Here is a 21,957-nt window from a genome sequence, read left to right on the forward strand (position 1 = left end):
GGCTACGCGCCCGGGTAGCTCCCGAAGCTCCACTGGTTGCCCTCGGCGTCGCGCACGGTGCAGGAGCGGCCGCCGTAGTCCTGGTCGGTCGGCGCCTGCACCGGCGTCGCGCCGGCCGCGACCGCACGCTCGAAGGTCGCGTCGACCTCGTCGTCGGCGGCGAGCACGCAGTAGCACGCGGCGTGGCCGGAGGTGCGCAGGAAGTCGCTGTCGTCGGGGTCGTCGGCACGGCGCACCGAGCCGAACATGACGCCGCCGGTGTCGCGCCAGTCGAACTGCGCGTGCACCACCGCGCCGGACTCGTCGCGGTGGACGCCGTTGTCGCGGAACCCCACTGCGGTGAGGAAGGCGATCGCGGCGTCGGCGTCGTCGAACTGCATGGCGTGGAAGAGCTGTCGGTTCATGCGACCGATCGTGCGGCCCGCTCCGCGGCGCCGTCTTGGACGAATGGGCGGCGGCCGGTCCTTCCCCGCGGCTCCGCCACGGACCTGCTCAGCCCGGCAGGTGATACGCCGACTCGCGCAGCCGGCTTGGGCTGCGGCCGGCGAGCCGGGCGTACTCCCGGGAGAGGTGGGCCTGGTCGGCGTAGCCGGCCCGGTCCGCCACCTCGGCGAGGGGGATCCCGGCGTCCAGCAGCCGCCGGCTGCGGTCGAACCGGACGATCCGCCCGGCCTCCTTGGGCCCGACTCCCACCTCGGCGCGGAACTGCTCGAGCAGGCGCCGCCGTCCCCAGCCGACCTGCTCGGCGACGTCGGCCACGCGGGCGCGTCCGCCCGAGGACGCGATGAGCCACCAGGCGCGCGCTACCTCCGGCCGTACGTCGTGGGCCGGGTCGTCGTGCCGCCGCGCGAGCACGGACAGCAGATGCCGCTCGAGCAGCAGGTGCCGCCTGCGCCAATCACGTTGCGCCGCAAGGTTTTCCAGCAGGCACTGGGGGAGTCCGACCGGGAGCTCGGCGTGCTCGGTCATCGTGGCCGCGAGCGCCGCCGCCGGTGCGCCGAGCAGGGCGCGCGCCCCCAGCGGGGTCAGCGCGAGCTGGATGCCGTGCTGCCACCCGTGGGTGCGGACGAGCGCCGGCCCGGTGTGCAGCCCGGCCACGCAGGTCCAGTAGCGCTCGCGCTCCCCGCGGTCGAGCCACCCGACGTCCAGCGGCTCGTCGAGCGCGAGCACGACGGTGAGCGTGGGGGAGGGCAGTCCGTGGTGCACCGCACGCGGGTCGAGGGCGGCCCGAAAGCCGACCCACGACGCGACGTACGGCCGCAATGCCGGGTGCGGCACGTGCACGGCCTCCACCCGACCGACGCTACTGCGCTGGCGAGGTCTCCGCGCGGGTCTCGCTGCGCGCCCGGCCCGAAGGTCTCCACGTACTGGGACTACCAGCAGTCCGCTTGGTGTATGAAACCGATTGCCTCGAGGCGGCCGCCCTCGGCGCGATGACGCAGTGGATCGACCGCTACACGCAAGGAGACCCGTCATGAGCACGACCGAACACATCACGACCGCAACGATCGAGGCCGACCCCGACCTCCCGATCATCCGGATCACCCGCGACTTCCGAGCGACGCCCGAGCAGCTCTTCCGGGCGCACACCGATCCCGAGCTCTACGCCCGCTGGGTCGGCCCGGACTCCATCACGACCGAGCTCGACCACTGGGACGCGCGGACCGGCGGGTCGTGGCGGATGCGCAACCTGCGCGGTGAGGAGTCCTACGCCTTCCACGGGTCCTTCCACGACGTCTCGCCGGAGCGGATCGTCCAGACCTTCACGTGGGACGAGCAGCCCGAGGGGGTGTCCCTCGAGACGCTGACCTTCGAGGACCTCGGCGACGGCTGGACCCGCCTGCACGCGCAGAGCCTCGTCGACTCCTTCGAGGGTCGCGACGGGTGGCTCGAGTCAGGCCTGGAGGTCGGCGTCCACGACGGCTACGCCAAGCTCGACAAGATCCTCGCCGACGGGCCGGCCGCGTGACCCGGCTGCCCGAGCTGCCCATCGCGGAGAAGTTCCGGGTCGTCGCCCGTGGCTTCTCCGCGCGGGTCGACGGCGTGACCGACTGGGACGCGCCGACGCCGGTCAAGGAGTGGCGCGCCCGCGACGTGGTCGCTCACCTCCACTGGATCCGCGACGTCCTCGGCGACGCCGTGACGATCGAGCCCGGCCCCTCCCCCGAGGACGAGCCCGCGGCCGCGTGGGCGCACCTCGCCCAGCAGGTCCAGGGCATTCTCGACGACCCCGCCTCGATGGACCTGCCGCACTCCCACCCCCACACCGGTCACAACCCCGTGCCCGTCGTCATCGACCGGATCTGGACCGGCGACGTCTTCTTCCACACGTGGGACCTCGCGCGGTCGGCCGGCCTCGACGACACCCTCGACGCCGACCTCGTCCAAGACGCGCTGACCGGGATGCGGCAGGCCGAGGACGTCCTCCGCCCGACCGGTCAGTTCGGCGAGCAGCAGCCGGTGCCGGAGGACGCGACGGAGACCGAGGAGCTCATGGCCTTCCTCGGCCGCGACCCGCGCTGGACGCCGCCGACTCAGGTGCCGCAGTAGGTGACGTAGGACCGGGTGAATGCCTCGGGCCCCGGCTCGGCGAAGCGGTCGCCCTCGTCCCACGGACCGAACGGGCTGCGGACGGCCTCGAGCAGGGCCTGGAGCGGCTCGAGCTCGTCGGCATTCGCCGCCGCGATGGCCTCCTCGACGAGGTGGTTGCGCGGGACGTGGACGGGGTTGGCGGCGTCGAGCCGCACGGCGACGTCGACCGGGTCGAATGCCCCGAGCCGCTCGACCCAGCGTGCCCGCCACTCGTCGAATCCCGTTGCGCCGCCGAGGATCTCGGCCCCGCGAGGATCACCGACAAGCACCGCGGAGAGCGCCCGCCACCCGAGCGTGTGGTCGACGGCGCCGACCTTGAGCACGCGGAGGAAGTCATCGACGAGCGCCTGGTCCCCCTCGCGTGCGTCGGTCAGACCGAGCTTATGCCGGTGCCGGGCGAGGAGCTCCTCGGCGAATGCGGGGATGAAGCCCTCGACGGCAGCCGTCGCGTCTCCCACGGCCGCCGCCGGGTCCTCGGCGATGAGCGGAAGCAACGTCTCGGCGAGGCGCGAGAGGTTCCAGACGGCGATGCCGGGCTGCTGCCCGAAGCGGTAGCGGCCGCCGGTGTCGATCGAGGAGAAGACGGCATTCTCGTCGAAGGCCTCGACGAAGGCGCACGGCCCGTAGTCGATCGTCTCGCCGGAGATCGTCATGTTGTCGGTGTTCATGACGCCGTGGATGAACCCGACAGCCATCCAGTCGGCGAGGAGCGCGGCCTGCGCCGCGACGACGGACCGGAGCAGTGCGAGGTACGGGTTGTCCGCGCCGCGCGCCGCCGGCTGGTGACGCTCGATCGCGTAGTCGGCGAGAGCACGGAGCCGAGTCGGATCCCCTTGTCGCGCAACGAGCTCGAAGGTCCCGACGCGCAGGTGGCTCGCCGCGACGCGCGCGAGGACCGCGCCGCGCTCCATCCCCTGTCGCCAGACCTGCTCACCCGTCTCGGTCGCCGCGAGGGCGCGCGTCGTCGGGATGCCGAGGGCCTGCATTCCCTCGCTGACGACGAGCTCGCGCAGGACCGGTCCGAGGACGGCCTTGCCGTCGCCACCCCGGGAGAACGCCGTCCGCCCGGACCCCTTGAGCGACACGTCGCGCAAGGCTCCGGTCGCGTCCTTGACCTCGCCGAGGAGGACGGCGCGCCCGTCGCCGAGGAGCCCGGCGAACTGGCCGAACTGGTGGCCCGCATACGCCTGCGCGACCGGATGCGCGCCGGGAGGCACGGCCGCCCCGGCGAGCACGGCCACCTGCGAGGGCTCGCGCAGCCACGCCGCGTCGAGCCCGAGCTCGGCGGCGACGGAGTCGATGAGCGCGACGAGCCGCGGCGCCGGCGCCTCCTGCGGGGTCCAGTCGAGACCGAGGTCCGGGAAGCGTCGGGCGTAGTCGTCCTCGAGTCGCCAGGTCATTCACTGAAGCCTAAGGTCTACCGCGCCCGGAGCCACGGGATCGGGGCGCGCCGCTAGGTCTGCGCGCGGGCCTCGCGCTCGGCGTCGGGCCGCGGCCGCGGCCGCGACGACTCCAGCCAGCTCATGACCGGCGAGGCGGTCAGCCCGTGCACCACGACCGACAGCACGATGGTGAACGCGAGGATCGACCACAGCTCGCGCTCCTCGGCGAACGGCGTCTCCCCGGCGGCGTAGGCCAGGTAGAAGATCGAGCTGACGCCGCGCACGCCGAAGAAGGCGGTGACGACGCGCTCCTTGGGGCCGAGGTTGCCGTCGATGACGAAGTCGGGGGAGCGGCTGCGGCCGAGCGCGAGCCAGGCCGTCAGGGGCCGGATCACGAAGACCAGCGCCACGCCGACCAGCGCACCGCCCAGCGTCAGGCCGCTCAGCAGACCCCGGGTGAGCGCGGCGCCGAGCAGCAGCAGGACCACCAGGGTGAGCAGCTGCTCGAGCCGCTCGACGACCTCGTGCATGTGCTCGTGGTAGGCGTGCCCGCGGTCGGCGGCGCGCATGGTCAGGGCGCAGACGAACGCCGCGACGAAGCCCCAGCCGCGCACCATCTCGCCGACGCCGTAGGACACCATCGGCGCCGCGATGATGATGATCGGGTCGCCGAGGTGGGCGGCCCGGATGCGGCGCGGGGCGCGGAAGGCGACCTTGGCCAGCAGCCAGCCCACGGCGACGCCGGCGGCGACGCCGAGCACCGTGCGGGTGATGAGCTCGTAGGAGACCCAGCGCAGCCCCCACTCCTGCACGGCGCCCTTGCTCGCGAGCAGGATGGCGGCGTAGACGAACGGGAAGGCGAGGCCGTCGTTGAGACCGGCCTCGGAGGTGAGGGCGAAGCGCACCTCGTCCTCCTCGTCGTGCACCTCGAGGTCCTCGTCGGGGTCGGACGTGGTCGGCCCCTCGACCTGGATGTCCGCGGCCAGCACCGGGTCGGTCGGGGCGAGCGCGGAGGCGAGCAGCAGCGCGGCGGCCGGCGCGAGCCCCGCGACCCACCAGCCGAAGAGCGCGGTCGCGCCGATGGTGAGCGGCATCGCGAGCAGCAGCAGCCGCCACGTGGCGCCCCAGCGGCGCCACGTCTCGCGGGCGCGGGTGAGCGGGCGGTCCAGCGCGAGACCGACACCGGTGAGCGCGACGATCACGCACAGCTCGGTGAGGTGGGTCAGGACGGTGCGATGGTCGACGGGGTCGAGCGAGAACGGCAGCGGCAGCAGGCCGACGAGCGCGCCCACGCCGGTCAGCACGATCGGCGCGGACACGACGTGCCGGGCCGTCGACCGGGGCAGGAGGGCACCCAGCAGCAGCGCCACCCCGAGGACGAGGTAGACCAGGGCGGTGCTCATCGGGCGGTGCGGGCCCTCTCGAACCAGTCGCGCAGCGAGGTCGCCAGCTCGACCCTGGCCTGCTGCCCGAGCCCGCCGGTGACGCCGGGGAAGCTGGCGAACCCGTGCGGCATCCCGACGTACGTCGTCGCCCGGGTGGGCACACCCGCGTCGGCGAGGACCTGGGCGTAGTGGACCCCCTCGTCCAGCAGCGGGTCGCACTCGGCGGTCTGCACGAGCGCGGGCGGCAGCCCCTCGTGCGAGTCGGCGAACAGCGGCGAGACGATCGGGTCGGTGGCCTCGACGCCCCCGCCGAGGTAGGCGGCGAGGAAGTAGTCCATCGCCTCGCCGGTGAGCACCGCCTCGTCGCGCCACTGCGCCGACGGGTGGCTGCGGGTGAGGTCGGTCGCGGGGTAGATGAGCCCCTGGCCGGCGACCGCCGGCCCGTCCAGGTCGCGCGCGAGGATCGACACGACGGCCGACAGGTTGCCGCCCGCGCTGTCGCCGGCGACGGCGATCGGGCCGGACGCGTCGAGCTCGGCGGGGCGCGACCCGACCCAGGTGAGCGTGTCGTACGCGTCGTGCGCCGCCTGCGGCGCCGGGTGCTGCGGCGCCTTGCGGTAGTCGGGAGCCACGACGACCGCGTCGAGCTCGTGCGCGAGGAAGCTGGTGAGCGGGTCGTAGCCGGGCGGGTTGCCCAGCACCCAGCCGCCCCCGTGGTAGTAGACGACGACCGGCGCGTCGGGGCCGGCGGCGGCGGAGCGGACCACACGGGCGCGCACCGTGCTGCCGTCGCGCATCGGCACCTGCACGGTGCTGGTGCGCACGGTCGGCTCGACCGCTCCGGTGACCAGGCTGAACGGCGGCTTCGACGGCAAGACCCGGGCCTGCTCGCGGGCCAGCTCCTCGGGCGACATGGCGGCGAGGTCTCGCCGGCGCACCCGGTCGAGCACGGTGGTGAACGCGCGCACCCGCAGCGGCATCAGGGACTTTCGGGACATGCTGCGAAGTTTGCCAAACCCGTGACGGGCGTACGGCGGTTCATTCCTTGGGAGGAGGCGCCGCCGTACGCCCGCGCGGGTGGGGCAGGACGGGTGCCTCAGCCGTAGATGCTGGCCACGCCCTCGCGGTCGGCCTGGGTCATGCTCAGGTCGCTCGAGGTCCCGTTGCACTGCGGGTAGTGCATGATCGACGCCGAGTCGTACGGCGTCAGCGGGCGCCAGCTGTTGTCCTCGAAGCAGGTGCCGGCCTCCGGGCGGGTGTGCTCGTGCCGGAAGCCGAGCGTGTGCCCGAGCTCGTGACCGAGCACGTTGGTCGGCGTCCAGTTCCCCGCGCCCTGGAGCTGCTCGACGTCGACGAGCACGTTGCGCTCGGGCTTGTCGCTGCTCGGGAAGAACGCGCGCGCGATGTAGTTGGCGTTCTGCACCGGCTCCACCGAGAAGACGACGTTGTCGTTGGCGGTGGTGCAGCTGCCGTCCTGCTCGGGCTGGTAGACGAAGTCGATGCCCGACGCCGCCTGCTCCCACAGCCCCGCTCCGCTCGCCATCGAGTCCACGATGAGCTGCTTGTCGGCGCCGAACGCGTCGCTCACGCAGTAGGTCAGCTGCCTGGCCTGGTCGGGACTCCAGACGTCGTCGTTGCCGTAGACGGTGTTGACGACCAGCTGGGTCTGCGGGCCGGTCATCGCCTCGTAGAAGTCGCGCAGCGCGGCCTTGCCCTTGATCGGCATGTCGCCGTTGACGATGTACTGCCCCTGCGGGTCCTTGGCGGTCGACCGCTCGAACTGCTCGAACGTGGGCACCTCGGAGGTGCCGGGCTGCTGCTCGGCGGAGGCCGGGCCGGTCGTGACGAGGCTGGCGGCGGTGAACGCGAGGGCGCTCAGCCCCAGGACGGTCTTGCGAGTGCGCATCAGGTGATCTCCCGTTGGTCGGTGCGTGCGGACGGCCGGCCCGGAGCGTGTGCGGTGCGCGGGCCGACGCCCAGGAACGCTAGGGACCGGCACGGCAACGCCGGTTGCGCACGAGGTCTGGGGTTGGGCAGGGCCGCCCCAAGTTCCGGCAAAGAAGACCAGGTCCGGGCCAGGTCGGGTCACGCGGCGCGGCCGCCTAGGGTGTCGGCATGACGGTGCGTCGGGTGATGGGGATCGAGACGGAGTACGGCATCTCGGTGCCGGGCAGCCCCGACGCGAACCCGATGGTCCAGTCGGGTCGGGTCGTGACGGCGTACGCCCACGAGGTCGGCCTGCGCGCGGCGCGCGCCGGCTGGGACTACGAGGACGAGCACCCGCTCAGCGACGCCCGCGGCTTCGACGTCGCGCGCGAGAGCGCCGACCCGAGCCAGCTCACCGACGAGGAGGACCCGACCCTCGCCAACGTGGTGCTGACCAACGGGGCCCGGCTCTACGTCGACCACGCCCACCCGGAGTACTCCTCGCCCGAGGTCATGACGCCGCGCGACGCGGTGCGCTGGGACCGGGCGGGGGAGCTGGTGATGCGCGAGGCCGTCCGTCTGCTCAGCGGGCCGGGCGCCGCCGGGGTCAACCTCTACAAGAACAACACCGACGGCAAGGGCGCCTCCTACGGCACCCACGAGAACTACCTGATGAGCCGGGCGACGCCGTTCCAGGACATCGTCAAGCACCTCACGCCGTTCTTCGTCGTGCGCCAGCTGATGTGCGGCTCGGGGCGCGTCGGGATCGGCGGCGAGTCGACCCGGCCGGGCTTCCAGCTGGCGCAGCGCTCGGACTTCTTCGAGGTCGAGGTCGGCCTCGAGACCACGCTGAAGCGCCCGATCATCAACACCCGCGACGAGCCGCACGCCGTCGCCGACCGATACCGTCGGCTGCACGTGATCCTCGGCGACGCCAACCACTGCGACGTGGCCAACCTGCTCAAGCTCGGCACGACCAGCCTGGTGCTCGGGATGATCGAGGCGGGCGCGATCGACACCGACCTCACCCTGGCGCAGCCGGTCAGCACGCTGCGCGAGATCAGCCACGACCCGACCCTGCAGGTGCCCGTACGTCTGGCGTCGGGCCGGGAGATGACCTCCGTCCAGCTGTTGTGGACCTACTTCGAGCTGGCCTCCGCCTGGCTGGAGCGCACCTACGGCGGGCAGCCGCCCGACGACGACACCGCCGAGGTGATGCGGCGCTGGGAGCAGGTGCTCACCGGCCTGGAGCGCGACCCGATGAGCCTGCACCGCGAGCTGGACTGGGTCGCCAAGCTGCGCCTGCTGCGCGGCTACGCCGACCGCGGCGGGCTGGAGTGGACCGACCCGCGGCTGCGCGCCATCGACATCCAGTGGTCCGACGTGCGCGAGGACAAGGGGCTGTTCAACCGGCTGCTGGCCGCGGGCAAGGTCGAGCGGCTGGTCGACGAGGACGCCGTGCGCGCCGCCGTGCAGGACCCGCCGGAGGACACCCGCGCCTACTTCCGGGGGACCTGCCTGTCGCGCTTCCCCGACGAGGTCGCGGCCGCGTCGTGGGACTCGATCATCTTCGACGTCGCCGGCCAGCAGAGCCTGCAGCGGGTGCCGATGCTCGAGCCCGAGCGCGGCACCAAGGCCGGGGTCGGCCCGCTGCTCGACGCCGCCACCGACGCGGCGGACCTGCTGCGCCGGTTGGCGGTCCCTTAGGGTTGCGGGGAGAGCCCAGCCAAGGAGGCAGCCATGTCGACCCAGGACCACAAGAGCCCGCAGCGGCGTGACGGTCGCCCCGACGGAGACGACGCGCCCGACGCCGTCCCCACCGCCCCGACATCCCAGGTCAAGGACGAAGAGACGGATTCCATGCTCGACGAGATCGACTCGGTGCTGGAGTCCAACGCCGAGGAGTTCGTGCGCGGCTTCGTGCAGAAGGGTGGCCAGTGAGCCGAGGCGAGGCCGACGACGCGCGGCTGCCCGCGGCGTTCCTGCGCTCGGGCAGCTCCTCGTTCAGCGAGTTCCTGACCTCCCACGCCCCCCACCTGGTGCCCTCCGCACGCCAGCTCCCGCCCGGCGCGACCATCGACGCGCCGCACGGCACCACGATCGTGGCCGCGACCTTCGCCGGCGGCGTGCTGCTCGCCGGTGACCGACGCGCCACCATGGGCAACGTCATCGCCAACCGGGACATGCAGAAGGTCTTCACGACCGACGAGTACTCCGCGGTCGGCATCGCCGGCACGGCCGGCATCGCCATCGAGCTGGTCAAGCTGTTCCAGGTCGAGCTGGAGCACTACGAGAAGATCGAGGGCGCGCTGCTCTCGCTCGAGGGCAAGGCCAACCGGCTCGCGACGATGATCCGCGGCAACCTGGGCATGGCCATGCAGGGCCTCGCGGTCGTACCGCTCTTCGCCGGGTTCGACCTCGACACCGGCACCGGCCGGATCTTCTCCTACGACGTCACCGGCGGCTGCTACGAGGAGCACGGCCACCACAGCGTCGGCTCCGGCTCGTTCTTCGCCCGCGGCTCGATGAAGAAGCTCTGGCAGCCCGACCACGACGAGACCCCGGCCGTGCACACGGTGCTCGAGGCGCTCTACGACGCGGCCGACGACGACTCCGCGACCGGCGGACCCGACCTGACCCGGCGGATCTGGCCGACCGTCGCGGTGCTCGACGCCTCGGGCGCGCGGTTCCTGCCCGAGGATGACCTCGCCCGCAAGGTCGAGCAGGTGCTCGCCGGCCGCCGCGGCGACCCAGGGGGTGCAGTGCGATGACCATGCCGTTCTACGTCTCGCCCGAGCAGCTGATGAAGGACCGGGCCGACTTCGCGCGCAAGGGCATCGCGCGCGGACGCTCGGTCGTCGTGCTGGCCTACGACGGCGGCATCGCGTTCGTCGCCGAGAACCCCTCGCGCGCGCTGCACAAGATCTCCGAGATCTACGACCGCATCGCCTTCGCGGCGGTGGGCAAGTACAACGAGTACGAGAACCTGCGCGTCGCCGGCGTCCGCTACGCCGACCTGCGCGGCTACTCCTACGACCGCAGCGACGTCACCGCGCGCGGGCTGGCCAACGCCTACGCCCAGACGCTCGGCGCGATCTTCACCCAGGAGCAGAAGCCCTACGAGGTCGAGATCGTCGTCGCCCAGGTGGGGGAGCGGCCCGAGCAGGACCAGATCTACCGGCTCACCTACGACGGCTCGGTCGCGTTCGAGACCGGCTTCGTCGCGATGGGCGGCGGCGGCGAGCAGATCACCGCCGCGCTCAAGGAGCGCTGGGCCCCCGACTCCGACCTGGAGACGGTGCTGCGGCTCGCGGTCGAGGTGCTCGGCCAGGCGGCGCAGGAGGGTGAGCAGGACCGGCAGATCAGCCCCGACCAGCTCGAGGTGGCCGTGCTCGACCGGCACCGCGAGCGGCGCACCTTCCGGCGCATCGGCGAGCCGCTGCTGTCGGCGCTGCTGTCCAGCGACGACCCGACCCACGACGTGCCCCAGCAGGACGACCCCGAGCCGGGCGCCCACGACACGCTCACCGGTCGCACCGACGATGCCGCGGGGCCTGAGGCCTCCGACGCGGCGCAGCGCACCGGCGACGACCAGCGCGACACCACGAATCCGCAGACGCAGCAGAGCGATTCGGTCAGCACCGAACCGTCGTCCGACGACTCCTGAGCCGGCGCTCCGGCGCCGGCCCGGCGACGGTCGTACGTCGGGGGCCGGCGGCCCCGTCGCCCGCCCGCGCGGAACATCGGAAGTCGAAGTGACGTTGTCGGTGCTGCGCGGCATACTGCGCACGGCGCTTCGCGACCCGCTCCGTCACGCGGTCGACGACGCCTGGGCGATGCGTGGGCGACCACGTCGGAAGGGGTTGGCAGAGGGGATGCGGGAGTCGATGGGTGTCACGCCGGAGGAAACCTCGGTCCGATCCGGCGTGCAGGTGCCCCGGCTCCGTCCGGCGCCCAGGCTGGCGCCACCCGGCAAGCGGCAGAACCGAGCGACCGCGCTGCTGCGGCTGCCGCGATACCTCGGCCCGTACAGGGCCCGCTGGTTCACCATGCTGGTCTTCTCGGTGCTGGTCGTGGCCACCAGCATCGTCATCCCGTTGGTCACCCGCGCCGTCATCGACGGCCCGATCGCCGAGCGTGACCAGCGCGGCCTGCTGATCCTCGGCACCGTCGCCCTCGCGCTCGGGGTGCTCGAGGCGGTCTTCTGGTTCATCCGGCGCTGGGTGGTCGCCCGCGCCACGCTCGGGGTCGAGGCCGACCTGCGCAAGGACCTCTACGCCCAGATGCAGCTGCTGCCGATGGGCTTCCACAGCAACTGGCAGTCCGGCCAGCTGCTGTCGCGAATCATGACCGACCTCAGCATGATTCGCCGGTTCCTCGGGTTCGGCCTGGTCTTCCTGATCCTCAACTTCCTGCAGATCGTGGTCGTGACCGGGCTGCTGCTCGCGATGTACTGGCCGCTCGGGCTCGTCGTGCTGGTCTCGACCGTGCCGATCGTCGTGACGGTGCTGCGCAACCAGACGGAATACACCCGCCTGTCGCGACTGTCGCAGGACCAGACCGGCGACGTCGCGAGCACCGTCGAGGAGAGCGCGCTCGGGCTGCGCGTCATCAAGGCGTTCGGCCGCGACGAGCACGCCTACGGCACGTTCGACCGGCGGGCGCGCACCCTGTTCGACACCCAGATCGACAAGGTCAACCTCAAGGCGCGCTTCTGGACGCTGCTGGAGATCATCCCCAACGCGACCCTGATCATCGTGCTCGGGCTGGGCGCGGTCGCCGTGGGTCAGGGCCGGGTCACGCTCGGCACCCTGGTCGCCTTCATCACGATGATGCTCTCGCTGGTCTGGCCGATCTCCTCGCTGGGCTTCCTGCTGTCGATGACCCAGGAGTCGATGACCGCGGCCGACCGCATCGTGCAGGTCTTCGACGAGGAGCGCACCATCGACGACGGCGACCGCGAGCTCGCCGCGCCGCAGGGCCACCTGCGCCTGGAGAACGTCGGGTTCCGCTTCCCCGACGCACGGCCCGACGAGTGGACGCTGCGCGGGGTCGACCTCGACCTGCAGCCCGGCGAGACGGTCGCGCTCGTCGGCGCGACCGGGTCGGGCAAGTCGCTGCTCACCGCGCTCGTGCCGCGCCTGTACGACGTCACCGAGGGGCGCATCCTGCTCGACGGCGTCGACATCCGCGACCTGACGCTGCCCTCGCTGCGCAGCGCTGTCGCCACCGCGTTCGAGGACCCGACGCTGTTCTCGATGTCGGTGCGCGAGAACCTCACGCTCGGCCGGCCCGACGCCACCGACGCCGAGGTCGAGCAGGCGATCGAGGTCGCCCAGGCCCACTTCGTGCACGAGCTGCCGTACGGCCTCGACACCCGCATCGGCGAGCAGGGCATGAGCCTGTCCGGCGGTCAGCGGCAGCGGCTCTCGCTGGCCCGCGCGGTGCTCGCCCAGCCGGCCGTCATCGTGCTCGACGACACCCTGTCGGCGCTCGACGTGCACACCGAGGCGCTGGTCGAGGCCTCGCTGCGCAGCGTGCTCGCGCACGTCACCGGCATCGTCGTCGCCCACCGCGCCTCCACCGTGCTGCTCGCCGACAAGGTCGCGCTGCTCGAGCGCGGCACGATCACCCACGTCGGCACGCACGCCGAGCTGCTCGCGACGGTCCCGGCCTATCGCCACCTGCTGGCCGCAGACGGTGACGAGCGACCAGCCGAGGGCGCTGGCTGGCACGACCACGAGGGCGACACCCGCGCCGCGGTCGAGCGGTCCGTCGACCGGGCCGTCCGCGACGACGAGGGCGACGCCGCGGCCGACGTCGACTGCGACCTCGAGGAGCTGCGCCGATGAGCCAGAGCACCCGCGACGAGGTCGAGCGCGACGCCGACGACCGGGCCACCGACGCCGACGAGGCGACCGCCCCGCCCGACCGCATCGAGCGCTGGCGCGGCCGGCTCGACGAGCCGAGCGACGACGTCGCCGGCGACGAGGCGGCCCCGCGGCGCAGCGAGGCCAAGCGCCTGCTCGTCGACCTGCTGCGCCCCTACCGCAGGGTGCTCGCCCTGCTGATGGTGGTCGTCGTCCTCGAGAACGCCGCCCGGCTCTCGGTGCCCAAGCTGGTGCAGCTCGGCATCGACAACGGCGTGCCGCCGCTGCAGCGCAGCGACGACGCGGGCCCGCTGCTCACCGTCGTCGGCGTGCTGGTCGGGGCCGTCGTGGTCCAGGCCGTCACCCGGGTGATCTTCCTGCGCCAGTCCGGCCGCATCGGCCAGGAGATCCTGCTCGAGGTGCGCCGCCGGCTGTTCAAGCACTTCCAGCGCCTCGACATCGGCTTCCATGACCGCTACACCTCCGGCCGGGTCGTGAGCCGGTCGACCAGCGACGTCGAGGCCATCCAGGAGATGACCGACAGCGGGTTCGACGGGCTGATCACCGCGGTGCTCACCATGGTCGGCACCGCCGTGCTGCTGCTCACCCTCGACTGGCAGCTGGGTCTGGTCTGCCTGCTGGGCTTCCCGGTGCTGATCCTGCTCGTGCGCTGGTTCAGCCGCGAGTCGACCCGCACCTACCGCACGGTCCGCGAGACCGCCGCGCTGGTGATCGTGCACTTCGTCGAGACGATGACCGGCGTGCGGGCCGTCCAGGCCTACCGCCGCGAGCGGCGCAACCAGGACATCTTCGAAGACGTCGCCACCCGCTACCAGCTCGCCAACGAGCGGGTGTTCCGGCTGTTCGCCATCTTCATGCCCTCGATCAAGCTCGTCGGCAACATCACCACCGGCATCGTGATCCTCTACGGCGGCTGGCGGGTCTTCCACGGCGAGATGACCATCGGCGTGCTCACCGCGTTCCTGCTCTACCTGCGGATGTTCTTCGAGCCGATGCAGGAGGTGAGCCAGTTCTACAACACGTTCCAGTCGGCCACCTCCGCGCTGGAGAAGATCGCCGGCGTGCTGGCCCAGGAGCCGGCCGTGCGTGACCCCGAGCAGCCGCGCGAGATCGCCGGCGTGCGGGGCGCCGTGCGGTTCGAGGGCGCCGAGTTCGGCTATGTCGAGGACCGCCCCGTGCTGCCGCACCTCGACCTCGACATCCCGGCCGGTCAGACGATCGCGCTGGTGGGGGCGACCGGCGCCGGCAAGACCACGATCGCCAAGCTCATGGCCCGGTTCTACGACCCCACCGCCGGCCGGGTCACCCTCGACGGCGTCGACCTGCGCGACCTGTCCCAGGCGACCCTGCGCCAGCACGTCGTGATGGTGACCCAGGAGAACGTCATGTTCGAGGGCACCGTCGCCGACAACATCCGGTTCGGCCGGCCCGACGCGAGCGACGAGCAGGTGCGCGCCGCGGCCCGGGCCGTCGGCGCCGACACCTTCGTCGAGGCGCTGCCGCAGGGGTACGACACCGACGTCGCCAAGCGCGGCGGGCGGCTGTCGGCGGGTCAGCGCCAGCTGGTGGCGTTCGCCCGCGCGTTCCTCGCCGACCCCGCCGTGCTGATCCTCGACGAGGCGACCTCCAGTCTCGACGTGCCGAGCGAGCGGCTGGTGCAGCGGGCCCTGGAGACCGTGCTGGCCGACCGCACGGCGCTGATCATCGCCCACCGGCTGTCCACCGTCGAGGTCGCCGACCGGGTGCTCGTGCTCGACCGCGGCCGGGTCGTCGAGGACGGCTCGCCGCAGGAGCTCGTCGGGCAGTCCGGCGGCCGCTACGCCGCGCTGCACGACGCCTGGACGGAGTCGCTCGCGTAGCGGCCGCGCGGCCGGCCCTCAGGCTCCGGCGAGGTGCGCCGGGTCGGGCAGCTTGTCGGTGCCGAAGAGCCGCTGCGCGTTGCGGCCGAGGATGTTGTCGCGCGCGGTCTCCGACAACCCGTCGATCGTCATGATCCGGGCCGGCGGGTCGAAGTCCCAGTGCGGCCAGTCCGAGGAGTAGAGCAAGGTCTGCTCGGCGTTCATCATGTCGAGCGTCTGGCGCAGCGCCTGCGGGTGGCTCACCTCCAGCGGCTGCGTCGTGTAGTACATCTCGCGCATGTACTCGCTGGGGAACTTCTCCAGCAGCGGAGCGTCCGAGACGCGCAGCAGGTACTCGTGGTCGAGCCGCTGCATGAGGAACGGGATCCACGCCAGGCCGCTCTCGATCCAGATGACGTCGAGGCCGGGGAAGCGCTCCGGCAGCCCGTTGAACAGCCAGTTGGACAGGTGCGTCATGTTGCACGTCACGAACGACATGGCGTGCACCGCGGTGAACCTGTTCATCGTCTTGGTCCAGGAGTCGCCCCAGTTGGGACCGGCGTGGAAGCCCAGCGGCATGCCGTGCTTCTCCAGCTCGGCGTAGACCGGCATGTAGGCGTTCTCGTGGACGCTGAAGAAGCGCTGGCTCGTGATGAGGAAGCCCAGCACGCCCGGGTGGTCGTGGTAGAGCCGGATCGTCTCGATCGCCGCGTCCGGGTCGGTGATCGGCAGGCCCAGCATCGTCTTGATCCGCGGGTCGCGGCCGAGCACCTTCTCGGTGAACCACTTGTTGTACGCCATGATCAGCGCGGTCGCGATGCGCGGGCTCGGGTGCATCCCGATGCCGAGCATCGTCTGCGGGAAGACCACCTGGTAGTCGATCCCGAGCGCGTCGATCGCCCGCTCGGTCACGGTGTAGGACTGTCCCTCACCCTCCGGCACCGGCTCGCGCCGCTCGGGGGCGTGCGGGATGCGTCCGCCGACCTCCTGGAAGCGCAGGCCCGGCATGTCGGCGGTCAGGGCGAACTCGCGCGCACCCGACACCGACTCGGCGATCCCGCGGCCGTAGTCGCGCAGCACCTCGTCGTCGAGGTTGCCGAGCACCTCGTCCCACTCGAGGATCTCCTCGTGGTGGGAGTCGATGTCGACGATCAACCGGTCGCGCAGCCCGAAGGTCTCGATGTCCCTGGTCGCGTTGCGCAGGATCTCCCGGGTGTCGCTGCTGAAGTCCAGCTGCTGCACGGGGTGCCGGGTCACCCGGGGCTGGTCGGCCGTCGTGCTCATGCTGCTCCTTCCCCGGTCTGGCTCTGCCAGAGCGTCAGGTCGAAGGTGTTCAGGTTCTCCGCGTCCATCAGCGCGGTGATCAGGGCGACCGCGTTGGTCGCGGTCAGCCCCTCGGTCGCGACCGGCACCTTCCCGCCCGAGGCCTGGCAGGCGCCGGCATAGATCCGGGCGGTGTCGGTGACCAGCCGCGACAGGGCGTCGGGCGTCAGGGCGAGGGGCTCGCCGGCCTGGACCCGCTCCACCAGGGCGTGCAGCCGGTCGATGTGGTCGACCAGCTCGGTCGACGGTTCGGTGGTGGTGGTCTCAGACGTGGACACGGATGTGCCCTCCTTCCTCGGTGACCTCGACCGGGCTCAGCGCCACGGCGGCGGTCGAGGCGTGCTGACCCGTGGTGATGACGAACTCCGCCCCGTGCCAGGGGCAGACGAGATGCATCTCGCTGCGGTCGTACTCCATGCCCTTGGCGAGGTGGTCCTCGATGCGCTCGCGCACCTTGGGCATGATCCGGCCCTGGCAGACCGGCCCTCCCTGGTGCGGGCAGACGTTGTCGTAGGCGTACAGCCGGCCCTCGACCCGGAAGATGCCGATGGTGCGGTCGTCGACGTCGACGACCAGGCGGCCCAGCTCCGGGACGTCGGACGAGACGCCGACGTCGACGCCGGCACTCCGTGTCCTGCTCATGCGCGCTCCTCTCGTTGCTCGGCGTTATTGTTGACACTGTCAATAAACGCCGGTGCGAGCGTCGGAGCGAGGTCGAGATGGGACCGGTGATGGTAGAAACGCGCGGCGGCCGGGACGACCTGGGGATCGCCGTGGTCCGGCTGGGGCGCGACCTGGGGGAGCCGGTGGCGCAGGTGCTGCCCGAGCGGCTCGCGACGCACGAGCTGATCCTGGTGCTCGAGGGCGCCGGCTCGGTGGAGGTCGACCGCACCGAGCACGCCTGCGGCCCGGGCACGGTGCTGCTCGTGCGTCCGGGGCAGGTGCAGCGGGTGGCCACGGTGTCGGACGGCCGGCCGGAGTGGCGCGAGGCGATCGCCGTGCGGTTCGCCGGCAGCTTCCCGCGCAGCGTGTCGATCAGCCTGCCGGACGTCGCCGACGAGGCCTTCGGTGCCCGTCGGTGGAACCTGACCGGGCGCGAGCTGGAGACGGTCGGCGCCGGCTTCGCCTGCCTGGCCGAGGAGTACGCCCGGGTCGGCGACGACGCGAGCGGCACCTCGGTCGAGCTGCTCCGGCTGACCCTCACCTCGGTGCTGCTGCGGCTCACCCGGGTGCGCAGCGAGGAGACCGGCGCGGGCTCGCTCTCCCCGGGCTACCACGCCTTCCGGCGCGAGCTGGAGCGGTCGTACGCCACCGTGCACACCACGAAGGCCTACGCCGACCGGCTGGGCTTCTCGCCCCGCGCGCTCAACGAGGTCTGCCGCGCCGCCGCGGGCCACACCGCCAAGGAGCTGATCGACGCGCGCATCGTGCTGGAGGCGCAGCGGCTGCTGGCCGACACCGACCTGCCGGTCGCCGCGATCGGGCGGCGGCTCGGCTACGATGAGGCCACCAACTTCGGGAAGTTCTTCCTGCGCTGCACCGGCACGACACCGGGGGAGTTCCGGCGCCGGCTGGCGCCACGCTGAGCGCGAGCGGCGCCGGGGGCCTCAGGCCTCCAGGAGGCCGCGCTCCTCGTGGGCGGTCAGACCCGCGCGGCGCGGACGGCCCGGGCCGTGCCGCAGCTCCCAGGCGAGCACGTCGGCCACGGTCTCGGCGAGCGGCCGGCGGCGCAGGCCCAGCGCGGGTGCCCGGTCGCCGCGCCGGGCGGTGAACCCGGCGTAGTCGGGCAGCGGCAGCCACAGCGGCAGCGACCGCGGCCCCATCCACGGGGCCACCTCGTGCTCGGCGAGCCACTCGGGGGAGCGCGCCACCACCGGTCCCTGGTGGCCGGTGACCTCGCGCACCAGGCTCAGGTAGTCGGGGAGGCGCACCTGCTCGCCGACCGCGTCGACCACCCCGCTGACCTGCCGCTCGGCCGCCTCGACGAGCCAGGCCGCCAGGTCGCGCACGTCGAGCTGCTGGGTCACCAGGTCGGGGGAGTCGGGAACCAGCACCGAACCGTCGTCGGTGGCCGGATGGGCAAAACGCAACGGCCAGTAGCCCGTTCGGCCACTGACGTCACCCGGTCCGGCGATGAGACCGGCGCGCGCGACGAGCACCCGGTCCGCGCCCAGCGTCGCGAGCAGGTGCTGCTCGGCGGCCACCTTGCCCTCGGCGTAGCGCTCCTCGGTCCACCGCTCGTCGGGCGACAGGGCCGGGCGCAGCTGCGCCGACTCGTCGGCGCCGGGGGTGCGCTCGTCGGCGTAGACGCTGCTGGTCGAGACGAAGACCCAGTGGCCCGCCCGCGAGGAGAGCGCCTCGGTCGCGGTGCGCACGTGCTGCGGGTCGCGCGCGACGTCGACGACGGCGTCGAACGCGCCGGTGAGGCCGGCGTACCCCTCGACCGCGTCGCGGTCGCCGCGCACCAGCGTGGCGCCCTCGGGCACCTGACCCGACTCGCCGCGCGCCAGGCACACCACCTCGTGCCCGCGGCGTAGCGCCTCGGCCGCCACCTGACCGCCCACCCACGCCGTGCCGCCCAGCACCAGAAGTCGCATGGGCTCACCCGACCACAGCCGACACGGGTGGCGCCAGCGATCGGCCCGCGCGGACCGCGACTAGAGTCGTTGCATGGAACGGCGGATCTTCGGCATCGAGAACGAGTACGGCGTCACGTGCACGTTCCACGGGCAGCGCAGGCTGACGCCCGACGAGGTCGCCCGCTACCTCTTCCGCAAGGTCGTCAGCTGGGGCCGCTCCAGCAACGTGTTCCTCGGCAACGGCGCCCGGCTCTACCTCGACGTCGGCAGCCACCCGGAGTACGCCACGGCCGAGTGCGACGACGTGCACCAGCTGGTGGTCCACGACAAGGCGGGGGAGCGGATCATCGAGGGCCTCGTCGAGGACGCCCAGGCGCGCCTCGTCGACGAGGGCATCGAGGGCCAGATCTACGTCTTCAAGAACAACACCGACTCCGCGGGCAACTCCTACGGCTGCCACGAGAACTTCCTGATCTCGCGCAAGGGGGAGTTCCAGACGGTGAGCGACGTGCTCATCCCGTTCCTGGTCAGCCGGCAGATCACCTGCGGCTCGGGCAAGATCGCCATGCTCGGCCAGACACCGACGTACTGCGTGAGCCAGCGGGCCGACCACATCTGGGAGGGCGTCTCCAGCGCCACGACCCGCTCGCGGCCGATCATCAACACCCGCGACGAGCCGCACGCCGACGCCGAGCGCTATCGCCGGCTGCACGTCATCGTCGGCGACTCGAACATGAGCGAGACCACGACGCTGCTCAAGGTCGGCTCGGCCCACCTGGTGCTGCGGATGATCGAGGACGGCGTCGTGATGCGCGACCTCACCCTGGAGAACCCGATCCGGGCGATCCGCGAGATGAGCCACGACATCACCGGTCGCACGCCGGTGCGCCTCGCCAACGGCCGTGAGCTGTCGGCGCTGCAGCTGCAGACCGAGTACTTCACCAAGGCGCGGGAGTACGTCGACCGCGAGGGGGTGACCGACAGCGTCACCAAGCAGGTGATGGACCTGTGGGAGCGCACCCTCACCGCCATCGAGACCGACCGGCTGAGCCTGGTCGACACCGAGATCGACTGGGTGATCAAGCACAAGCTGCTCGACTCCTACTCCCGCAAGCACGGGCTCTCGCTCGGCGACCCGCGCATGCTGCAGCTCGACCTCGCCTACCACGACATCAACCGGCGGCGCGGGCTGTTCTACCTGCTGCAGCGCCGCGGCCAGGCCGCCCGGATCAGCACCGACCTGGAGGTCTTCGAGGCCAAGACCTTCCCGCCGCAGACCACCCGGGCCAAGCTGCGCGGCGACTTCATCCGCGCGGCGCAGGCCAAGCGGCGCGACTTCACCGTCGACTGGGTGCACCTGAAGCTCAACGACCAGGCCCAGCGCACGGTGCTGTGCAAGGACCCGTTCCAGGCGTCCGACCCGAGGGTGCAGCGGCTCGTCGACGGCATGTAGGGCCCGCACAGCCGCGGGGGTTAGTCTGAGCCGTCCTTCCGACGACGATGAGGTTTCCTTCGTGCGTTCCACCCGACTGCGGCTGGTTGCCGCTGCCGTTGTTCCGCTCGCGCTCCTGACGGCCTGTGGCGACGACGCCACCGACGCCGCGTCCTCGAGCAGCCCGACCACGGCGGCCTCGCCGCTCACGGTCGCGCCCGACAAGGTCACGCCGATCACGGCGGCCGCGGTCTCCCAGAGCAACCCGGCCAAGCCGACCATGAAGCTGTCCACGACGCCGTTCCAGGTCAACGCGACCACGACGAAGGTGACCAAGCAGGGCACCGGCAAGACCGTCGGCGCCAAGGACATCGCGTACGTCTCCTACGTCGCCGTCAACGGCACGTCCGGCAAGACGATCGAGTCGACCTTCGGCAAGCCGAACGCCGCGTTCAACCTCGGCAACCCCGGCACCTTCCCCGGCCTGGTCAAGGCGCTCAAGGGCAAGAAGGTCGGCACCGAGATGGTCGTCGCGGTGCCGCCGTCCGAGGGCTTCGGCGCCCAGGGCAACAAGCAGGTCGGCATCACGAGCAAGGACACGATGGTGTTCTTCGTGAAGGTCAACGACTCGATGCCGCTGCTCACCGAGATCAAGGGCAAGGAGAAGCAGCCCAGCGACGAGAACCTGCCCAGGGCCACCGTCCCCGCCGGCGCGGGCAAGGAGGCCAAGATCACCGAGCCCAAGACCAAGGAGCGCCCCACCAAGACGGTCAGCGAGGAGCTGATCACCGGTGAGGGTCCCAAGGTCGTCGAGGGCCAGACCGTGCTGGTCTCCTACACCGGCAAGATCTGGGGCGGCAAGGTCTTCGACTCCACCGCCAAGCAGGGCGGGCAGCCGGCCACCTTCGCGCTGCAGACCGGCAGCGCCGGCGGCCAGCAGGGCGTCGTCCCCGGCTTCGTGAAGGGTCTGGCGGGCCACCCGGTCGGCAGCCGCGTGCTGGTCGTCATGCCCCCGGCCGACGGCTACGGCAAGACCGGCAACCCGCAGGCCGGCATCAAGGGCACCGACACGCTGATCTTCGTGGTCGACATCCTCGCCGCGATCTGAGCCACCGAACCCACCACCGCACGCCAAGGAGCTCCCATGCCGTTCGACCCCAGCACCACCAAGCCCGAGATCGACTTCCCCGGCGACACCCCGCCGACCGAGCTGGTCATCGAGGACATCACCGAGGGCGACGGCCCCGAGGCGGCCCCCGGCGACACCGTCAAGGCGCACTACGTCGGTGTCGCCTGGTCGACCGGCGAGGAGTTCGACGCCTCCTGGAACCGCGGCGCGCCGCTGGACTTCCAGGTCGGCGTCGGCCAGGTCATCCAGGGCTGGGACGAGGGCATCGTCGGCATGAAGGTCGGCGGCCGGCGCAAGCTGATCATCCCGCCGGAGCTCGGCTACGGCGACCGCGGCGCCGGCGGGGCGAGCAAGCCCGGCGAGACGCTGATCTTCGTCGTGGACCTGGTCGCCACCAACAAGCCCGGCGCCGGCCGCGCGTTCGGGCTCGGCTGATCTCTGTCGCGTCTCCTCCTCCGTACGGACTCGCAGGCTCCTCCG

At 72.0% G+C, this 21,957-nt stretch carries 22 protein-coding genes; 12 read left to right on the forward strand and 10 right to left on the reverse strand.

Annotation, left to right across the window (positions count from 1 at the left end):
• Positions 1-2 precede the first annotated feature (2 nt).
• Positions 3-404, reverse strand: coding sequence for a VOC family protein (locus FB554_RS05865; RefSeq protein ID WP_142005115.1), 402 nt, complete (start codon positions 402-404; stop codon positions 3-5).
• 88 nt (positions 405-492) lie between these two features.
• A complete protein-coding gene (locus FB554_RS05870) occupies positions 493-1,293 on the reverse strand; it encodes an AraC family transcriptional regulator (protein WP_170206793.1) in 801 nt (266 codons plus the stop codon).
• A 181-nt stretch (positions 1,294-1,474) separates the two neighbouring features.
• Here FB554_RS05870 and FB554_RS05875 point away from each other — a divergent pair, with 181 nt between their 5' ends.
• Together FB554_RS05875 and FB554_RS05880 are read left to right on the forward strand one after the other, a co-directional pair.
• Positions 1,475-1,969: an SRPBCC domain-containing protein gene (locus FB554_RS05875; protein ID WP_142005117.1), complete on the forward strand. Its 495-nt coding sequence runs from the start codon at positions 1,475-1,477 to the stop codon at positions 1,967-1,969.
• The gene (locus FB554_RS05880; protein WP_142005118.1) at positions 1,966-2,550 is read left to right on the forward strand and encodes a maleylpyruvate isomerase family mycothiol-dependent enzyme; all 585 of its coding nucleotides are present in this window, start codon (positions 1,966-1,968) and stop codon (positions 2,548-2,550) included. The genes FB554_RS05875 and FB554_RS05880 overlap by 4 nt, the downstream gene beginning before the upstream one ends.
• Here the strand turns inward: FB554_RS05880 and FB554_RS05885 are convergent.
• The 4 genes from FB554_RS05885 to FB554_RS05900 form a co-directional block, all read right to left on the reverse strand.
• Complete coding sequence (locus FB554_RS05885) at positions 2,535-3,992, reverse strand: protein adenylyltransferase SelO (protein ID WP_142005119.1); 1,458 nt, start codon at positions 3,990-3,992, stop codon at positions 2,535-2,537. The genes FB554_RS05880 and FB554_RS05885 overlap by 16 nt on opposite strands.
• A 53-nt stretch (positions 3,993-4,045) precedes the next feature.
• Entirely contained in the window at positions 4,046-5,377 is a 1,332-nt protein-coding gene (locus FB554_RS05890; RefSeq protein WP_142005120.1) for a cation:proton antiporter, read from the reverse strand.
• A complete protein-coding gene (locus tag FB554_RS05895; protein ID WP_142005121.1) occupies positions 5,374-6,357 on the reverse strand; it encodes an alpha/beta hydrolase in 984 nt (327 codons plus the stop codon). The genes FB554_RS05890 and FB554_RS05895 overlap by 4 nt, the downstream gene beginning before the upstream one ends.
• A 98-nt stretch (positions 6,358-6,455) precedes the next feature.
• A complete protein-coding gene (locus FB554_RS05900; protein ID WP_142005122.1) occupies positions 6,456-7,265 on the reverse strand; it encodes a M57 family metalloprotease in 810 nt (269 codons plus the stop codon).
• Between the two features lie 209 nt (positions 7,266-7,474).
• On the opposite strand from FB554_RS05900, the gene dop reads away from it, so the two are divergent.
• The 6 genes from dop (at position 7,475) to FB554_RS05930 (ending at position 15,035) form a co-directional block, all read left to right on the forward strand.
• Positions 7,475-8,992, forward strand: coding sequence for a depupylase/deamidase Dop (gene dop / locus FB554_RS05905; protein WP_276488752.1), 1,518 nt, complete (start codon positions 7,475-7,477; stop codon positions 8,990-8,992).
• 33 nt (positions 8,993-9,025) lie between these two features.
• Positions 9,026-9,226: a ubiquitin-like protein Pup gene (locus tag FB554_RS05910; RefSeq protein WP_142005123.1), complete on the forward strand. Its 201-nt coding sequence runs from the start codon at positions 9,026-9,028 to the stop codon at positions 9,224-9,226.
• A complete protein-coding gene (prcB, locus tag FB554_RS05915) occupies positions 9,223-10,056 on the forward strand; it encodes a proteasome subunit beta (protein ID WP_142005124.1) in 834 nt (277 codons plus the stop codon). The genes FB554_RS05910 and prcB overlap by 4 nt, the downstream gene beginning before the upstream one ends.
• Complete coding sequence (prcA, locus tag FB554_RS05920; RefSeq protein WP_142005125.1) at positions 10,053-10,952, forward strand: proteasome subunit alpha; 900 nt, start codon at positions 10,053-10,055, stop codon at positions 10,950-10,952. Before prcB ends, prcA begins: the two co-directional genes overlap by 4 nt.
• Before the next feature lie 259 nt (positions 10,953-11,211).
• The gene (locus FB554_RS05925) at positions 11,212-13,137 is read left to right on the forward strand and encodes an ABC transporter ATP-binding protein (protein ID WP_236022299.1); all 1,926 of its coding nucleotides are present in this window, start codon (positions 11,212-11,214) and stop codon (positions 13,135-13,137) included.
• Positions 13,134-15,035 carry an ABC transporter ATP-binding protein gene (locus tag FB554_RS05930; protein WP_142005127.1) on the forward strand — a complete coding sequence of 634 codons (1,902 nt, stop codon included), beginning with the start codon at positions 13,134-13,136 and terminating at the stop codon, positions 15,033-15,035. Before FB554_RS05925 ends, FB554_RS05930 begins: the two co-directional genes overlap by 4 nt.
• Before the next feature lie 18 nt (positions 15,036-15,053).
• On the opposite strand, the gene FB554_RS05935 is transcribed toward FB554_RS05930, so the two are convergent.
• From FB554_RS05935 to FB554_RS05945, 3 genes are read right to left on the reverse strand one after another with little or no spacing between them, the layout of a single operon-like run.
• Positions 15,054-16,298: an amidohydrolase family protein gene (locus FB554_RS05935; RefSeq protein WP_142005128.1), complete on the reverse strand. Its 1,245-nt coding sequence runs from the start codon at positions 16,296-16,298 to the stop codon at positions 15,054-15,056.
• On the reverse strand, positions 16,295-16,615 hold the full coding sequence (locus FB554_RS05940) for a hypothetical protein (RefSeq protein ID WP_142005129.1): 321 nt from the start codon (positions 16,613-16,615) through the stop codon (positions 16,295-16,297). The genes FB554_RS05935 and FB554_RS05940 overlap by 4 nt, the downstream gene beginning before the upstream one ends.
• Positions 16,602-16,979: a Rieske (2Fe-2S) protein gene (locus FB554_RS05945; RefSeq protein WP_142005130.1), complete on the reverse strand. Its 378-nt coding sequence runs from the start codon at positions 16,977-16,979 to the stop codon at positions 16,602-16,604. The genes FB554_RS05940 and FB554_RS05945 overlap by 14 nt, the downstream gene beginning before the upstream one ends.
• A gap of 89 nt (positions 16,980-17,068) precedes the next feature.
• Between FB554_RS05945 and FB554_RS05950 the strand changes: the two genes are divergently transcribed.
• On the forward strand, positions 17,069-17,923 hold the full coding sequence (locus tag FB554_RS05950) for an AraC family transcriptional regulator (protein ID WP_170206794.1): 855 nt from the start codon (positions 17,069-17,071) through the stop codon (positions 17,921-17,923).
• A 21-nt stretch (positions 17,924-17,944) separates the two neighbouring features.
• Here the strand turns inward: FB554_RS05950 and FB554_RS05955 are convergent, their stop codons facing one another.
• Complete coding sequence (locus FB554_RS05955) at positions 17,945-18,934, reverse strand: NAD-dependent epimerase/dehydratase family protein (RefSeq protein ID WP_142005132.1); 990 nt, start codon at positions 18,932-18,934, stop codon at positions 17,945-17,947.
• Positions 18,935-19,007: 73 nt separating this feature from the next.
• Here FB554_RS05955 and pafA point away from each other — a divergent pair, with 73 nt between their 5' ends.
• The 3 genes from pafA to FB554_RS05970 all read left to right on the forward strand — a co-directional run bounded on the left by pafA (position 19,008) and on the right by FB554_RS05970 (position 21,912).
• Positions 19,008-20,369, forward strand: a complete 1,362-nt coding sequence (gene pafA, locus FB554_RS05960) for a Pup--protein ligase (RefSeq protein WP_142005133.1) — start codon at positions 19,008-19,010, stop codon at positions 20,367-20,369.
• A 61-nt stretch (positions 20,370-20,430) separates the two neighbouring features.
• Positions 20,431-21,456 (forward strand): FKBP-type peptidyl-prolyl cis-trans isomerase, encoded by a 1,026-nt coding sequence (locus FB554_RS05965; RefSeq protein ID WP_142005134.1) that lies wholly within the window; start codon positions 20,431-20,433, stop codon positions 21,454-21,456.
• Between the two features lie 36 nt (positions 21,457-21,492).
• Positions 21,493-21,912 carry an FKBP-type peptidyl-prolyl cis-trans isomerase gene (locus FB554_RS05970; protein ID WP_142005135.1) on the forward strand — a complete coding sequence of 140 codons (420 nt, stop codon included), beginning with the start codon at positions 21,493-21,495 and terminating at the stop codon, positions 21,910-21,912.
• The last annotated feature ends 45 nt before the right edge of the window (positions 21,913-21,957 follow it).

Source organism: Barrientosiimonas humi (genome assembly GCF_006716095.1).
GTDB lineage: Bacteria > Actinomycetota > Actinomycetes > Actinomycetales > Dermatophilaceae > Barrientosiimonas > Barrientosiimonas humi.

Coding starts and splice junctions, on each gene's coding strand:
- FB554_RS05865 (WP_142005115.1), bottom strand. CDS start 404: ATGAACCGACAGCTCTTCCACGCCATGCAGTTCGACGACGCCGACGCC.
- FB554_RS05875 (WP_142005117.1), top strand. CDS start 1,475: ATGAGCACGACCGAACACATCACGACCGCAACGATCGAGGCCGACCCC.
- FB554_RS05885 (WP_142005119.1), bottom strand. CDS start 3,992: ATGACCTGGCGACTCGAGGACGACTACGCCCGACGCTTCCCGGACCTC.
- FB554_RS05890 (WP_142005120.1), bottom strand. CDS start 5,377: ATGAGCACCGCCCTGGTCTACCTCGTCCTCGGGGTGGCGCTGCTGCTG.
- FB554_RS05895 (WP_142005121.1), bottom strand. CDS start 6,357: ATGTCCCGAAAGTCCCTGATGCCGCTGCGGGTGCGCGCGTTCACCACC.
- FB554_RS05900 (WP_142005122.1), bottom strand. CDS start 7,265: ATGCGCACTCGCAAGACCGTCCTGGGGCTGAGCGCCCTCGCGTTCACC.
- dop (WP_276488752.1), top strand. CDS start 7,475: ATGACGGTGCGTCGGGTGATGGGGATCGAGACGGAGTACGGCATCTCG.
- FB554_RS05910 (WP_142005123.1), top strand. CDS start 9,026: ATGTCGACCCAGGACCACAAGAGCCCGCAGCGGCGTGACGGTCGCCCC.
- prcA (WP_142005125.1), top strand. CDS start 10,053: ATGACCATGCCGTTCTACGTCTCGCCCGAGCAGCTGATGAAGGACCGG.
- FB554_RS05930 (WP_142005127.1), top strand. CDS start 13,134: ATGAGCCAGAGCACCCGCGACGAGGTCGAGCGCGACGCCGACGACCGG.
- FB554_RS05935 (WP_142005128.1), bottom strand. CDS start 16,298: ATGAGCACGACGGCCGACCAGCCCCGGGTGACCCGGCACCCCGTGCAG.
- FB554_RS05945 (WP_142005130.1), bottom strand. CDS start 16,979: ATGAGCAGGACACGGAGTGCCGGCGTCGACGTCGGCGTCTCGTCCGAC.
- FB554_RS05950 (WP_170206794.1), top strand. CDS start 17,069: ATGGTAGAAACGCGCGGCGGCCGGGACGACCTGGGGATCGCCGTGGTC.
- FB554_RS05955 (WP_142005132.1), bottom strand. CDS start 18,934: ATGCGACTTCTGGTGCTGGGCGGCACGGCGTGGGTGGGCGGTCAGGTG.
- pafA (WP_142005133.1), top strand. CDS start 19,008: ATGGAACGGCGGATCTTCGGCATCGAGAACGAGTACGGCGTCACGTGC.
- FB554_RS05970 (WP_142005135.1), top strand. CDS start 21,493: ATGCCGTTCGACCCCAGCACCACCAAGCCCGAGATCGACTTCCCCGGC.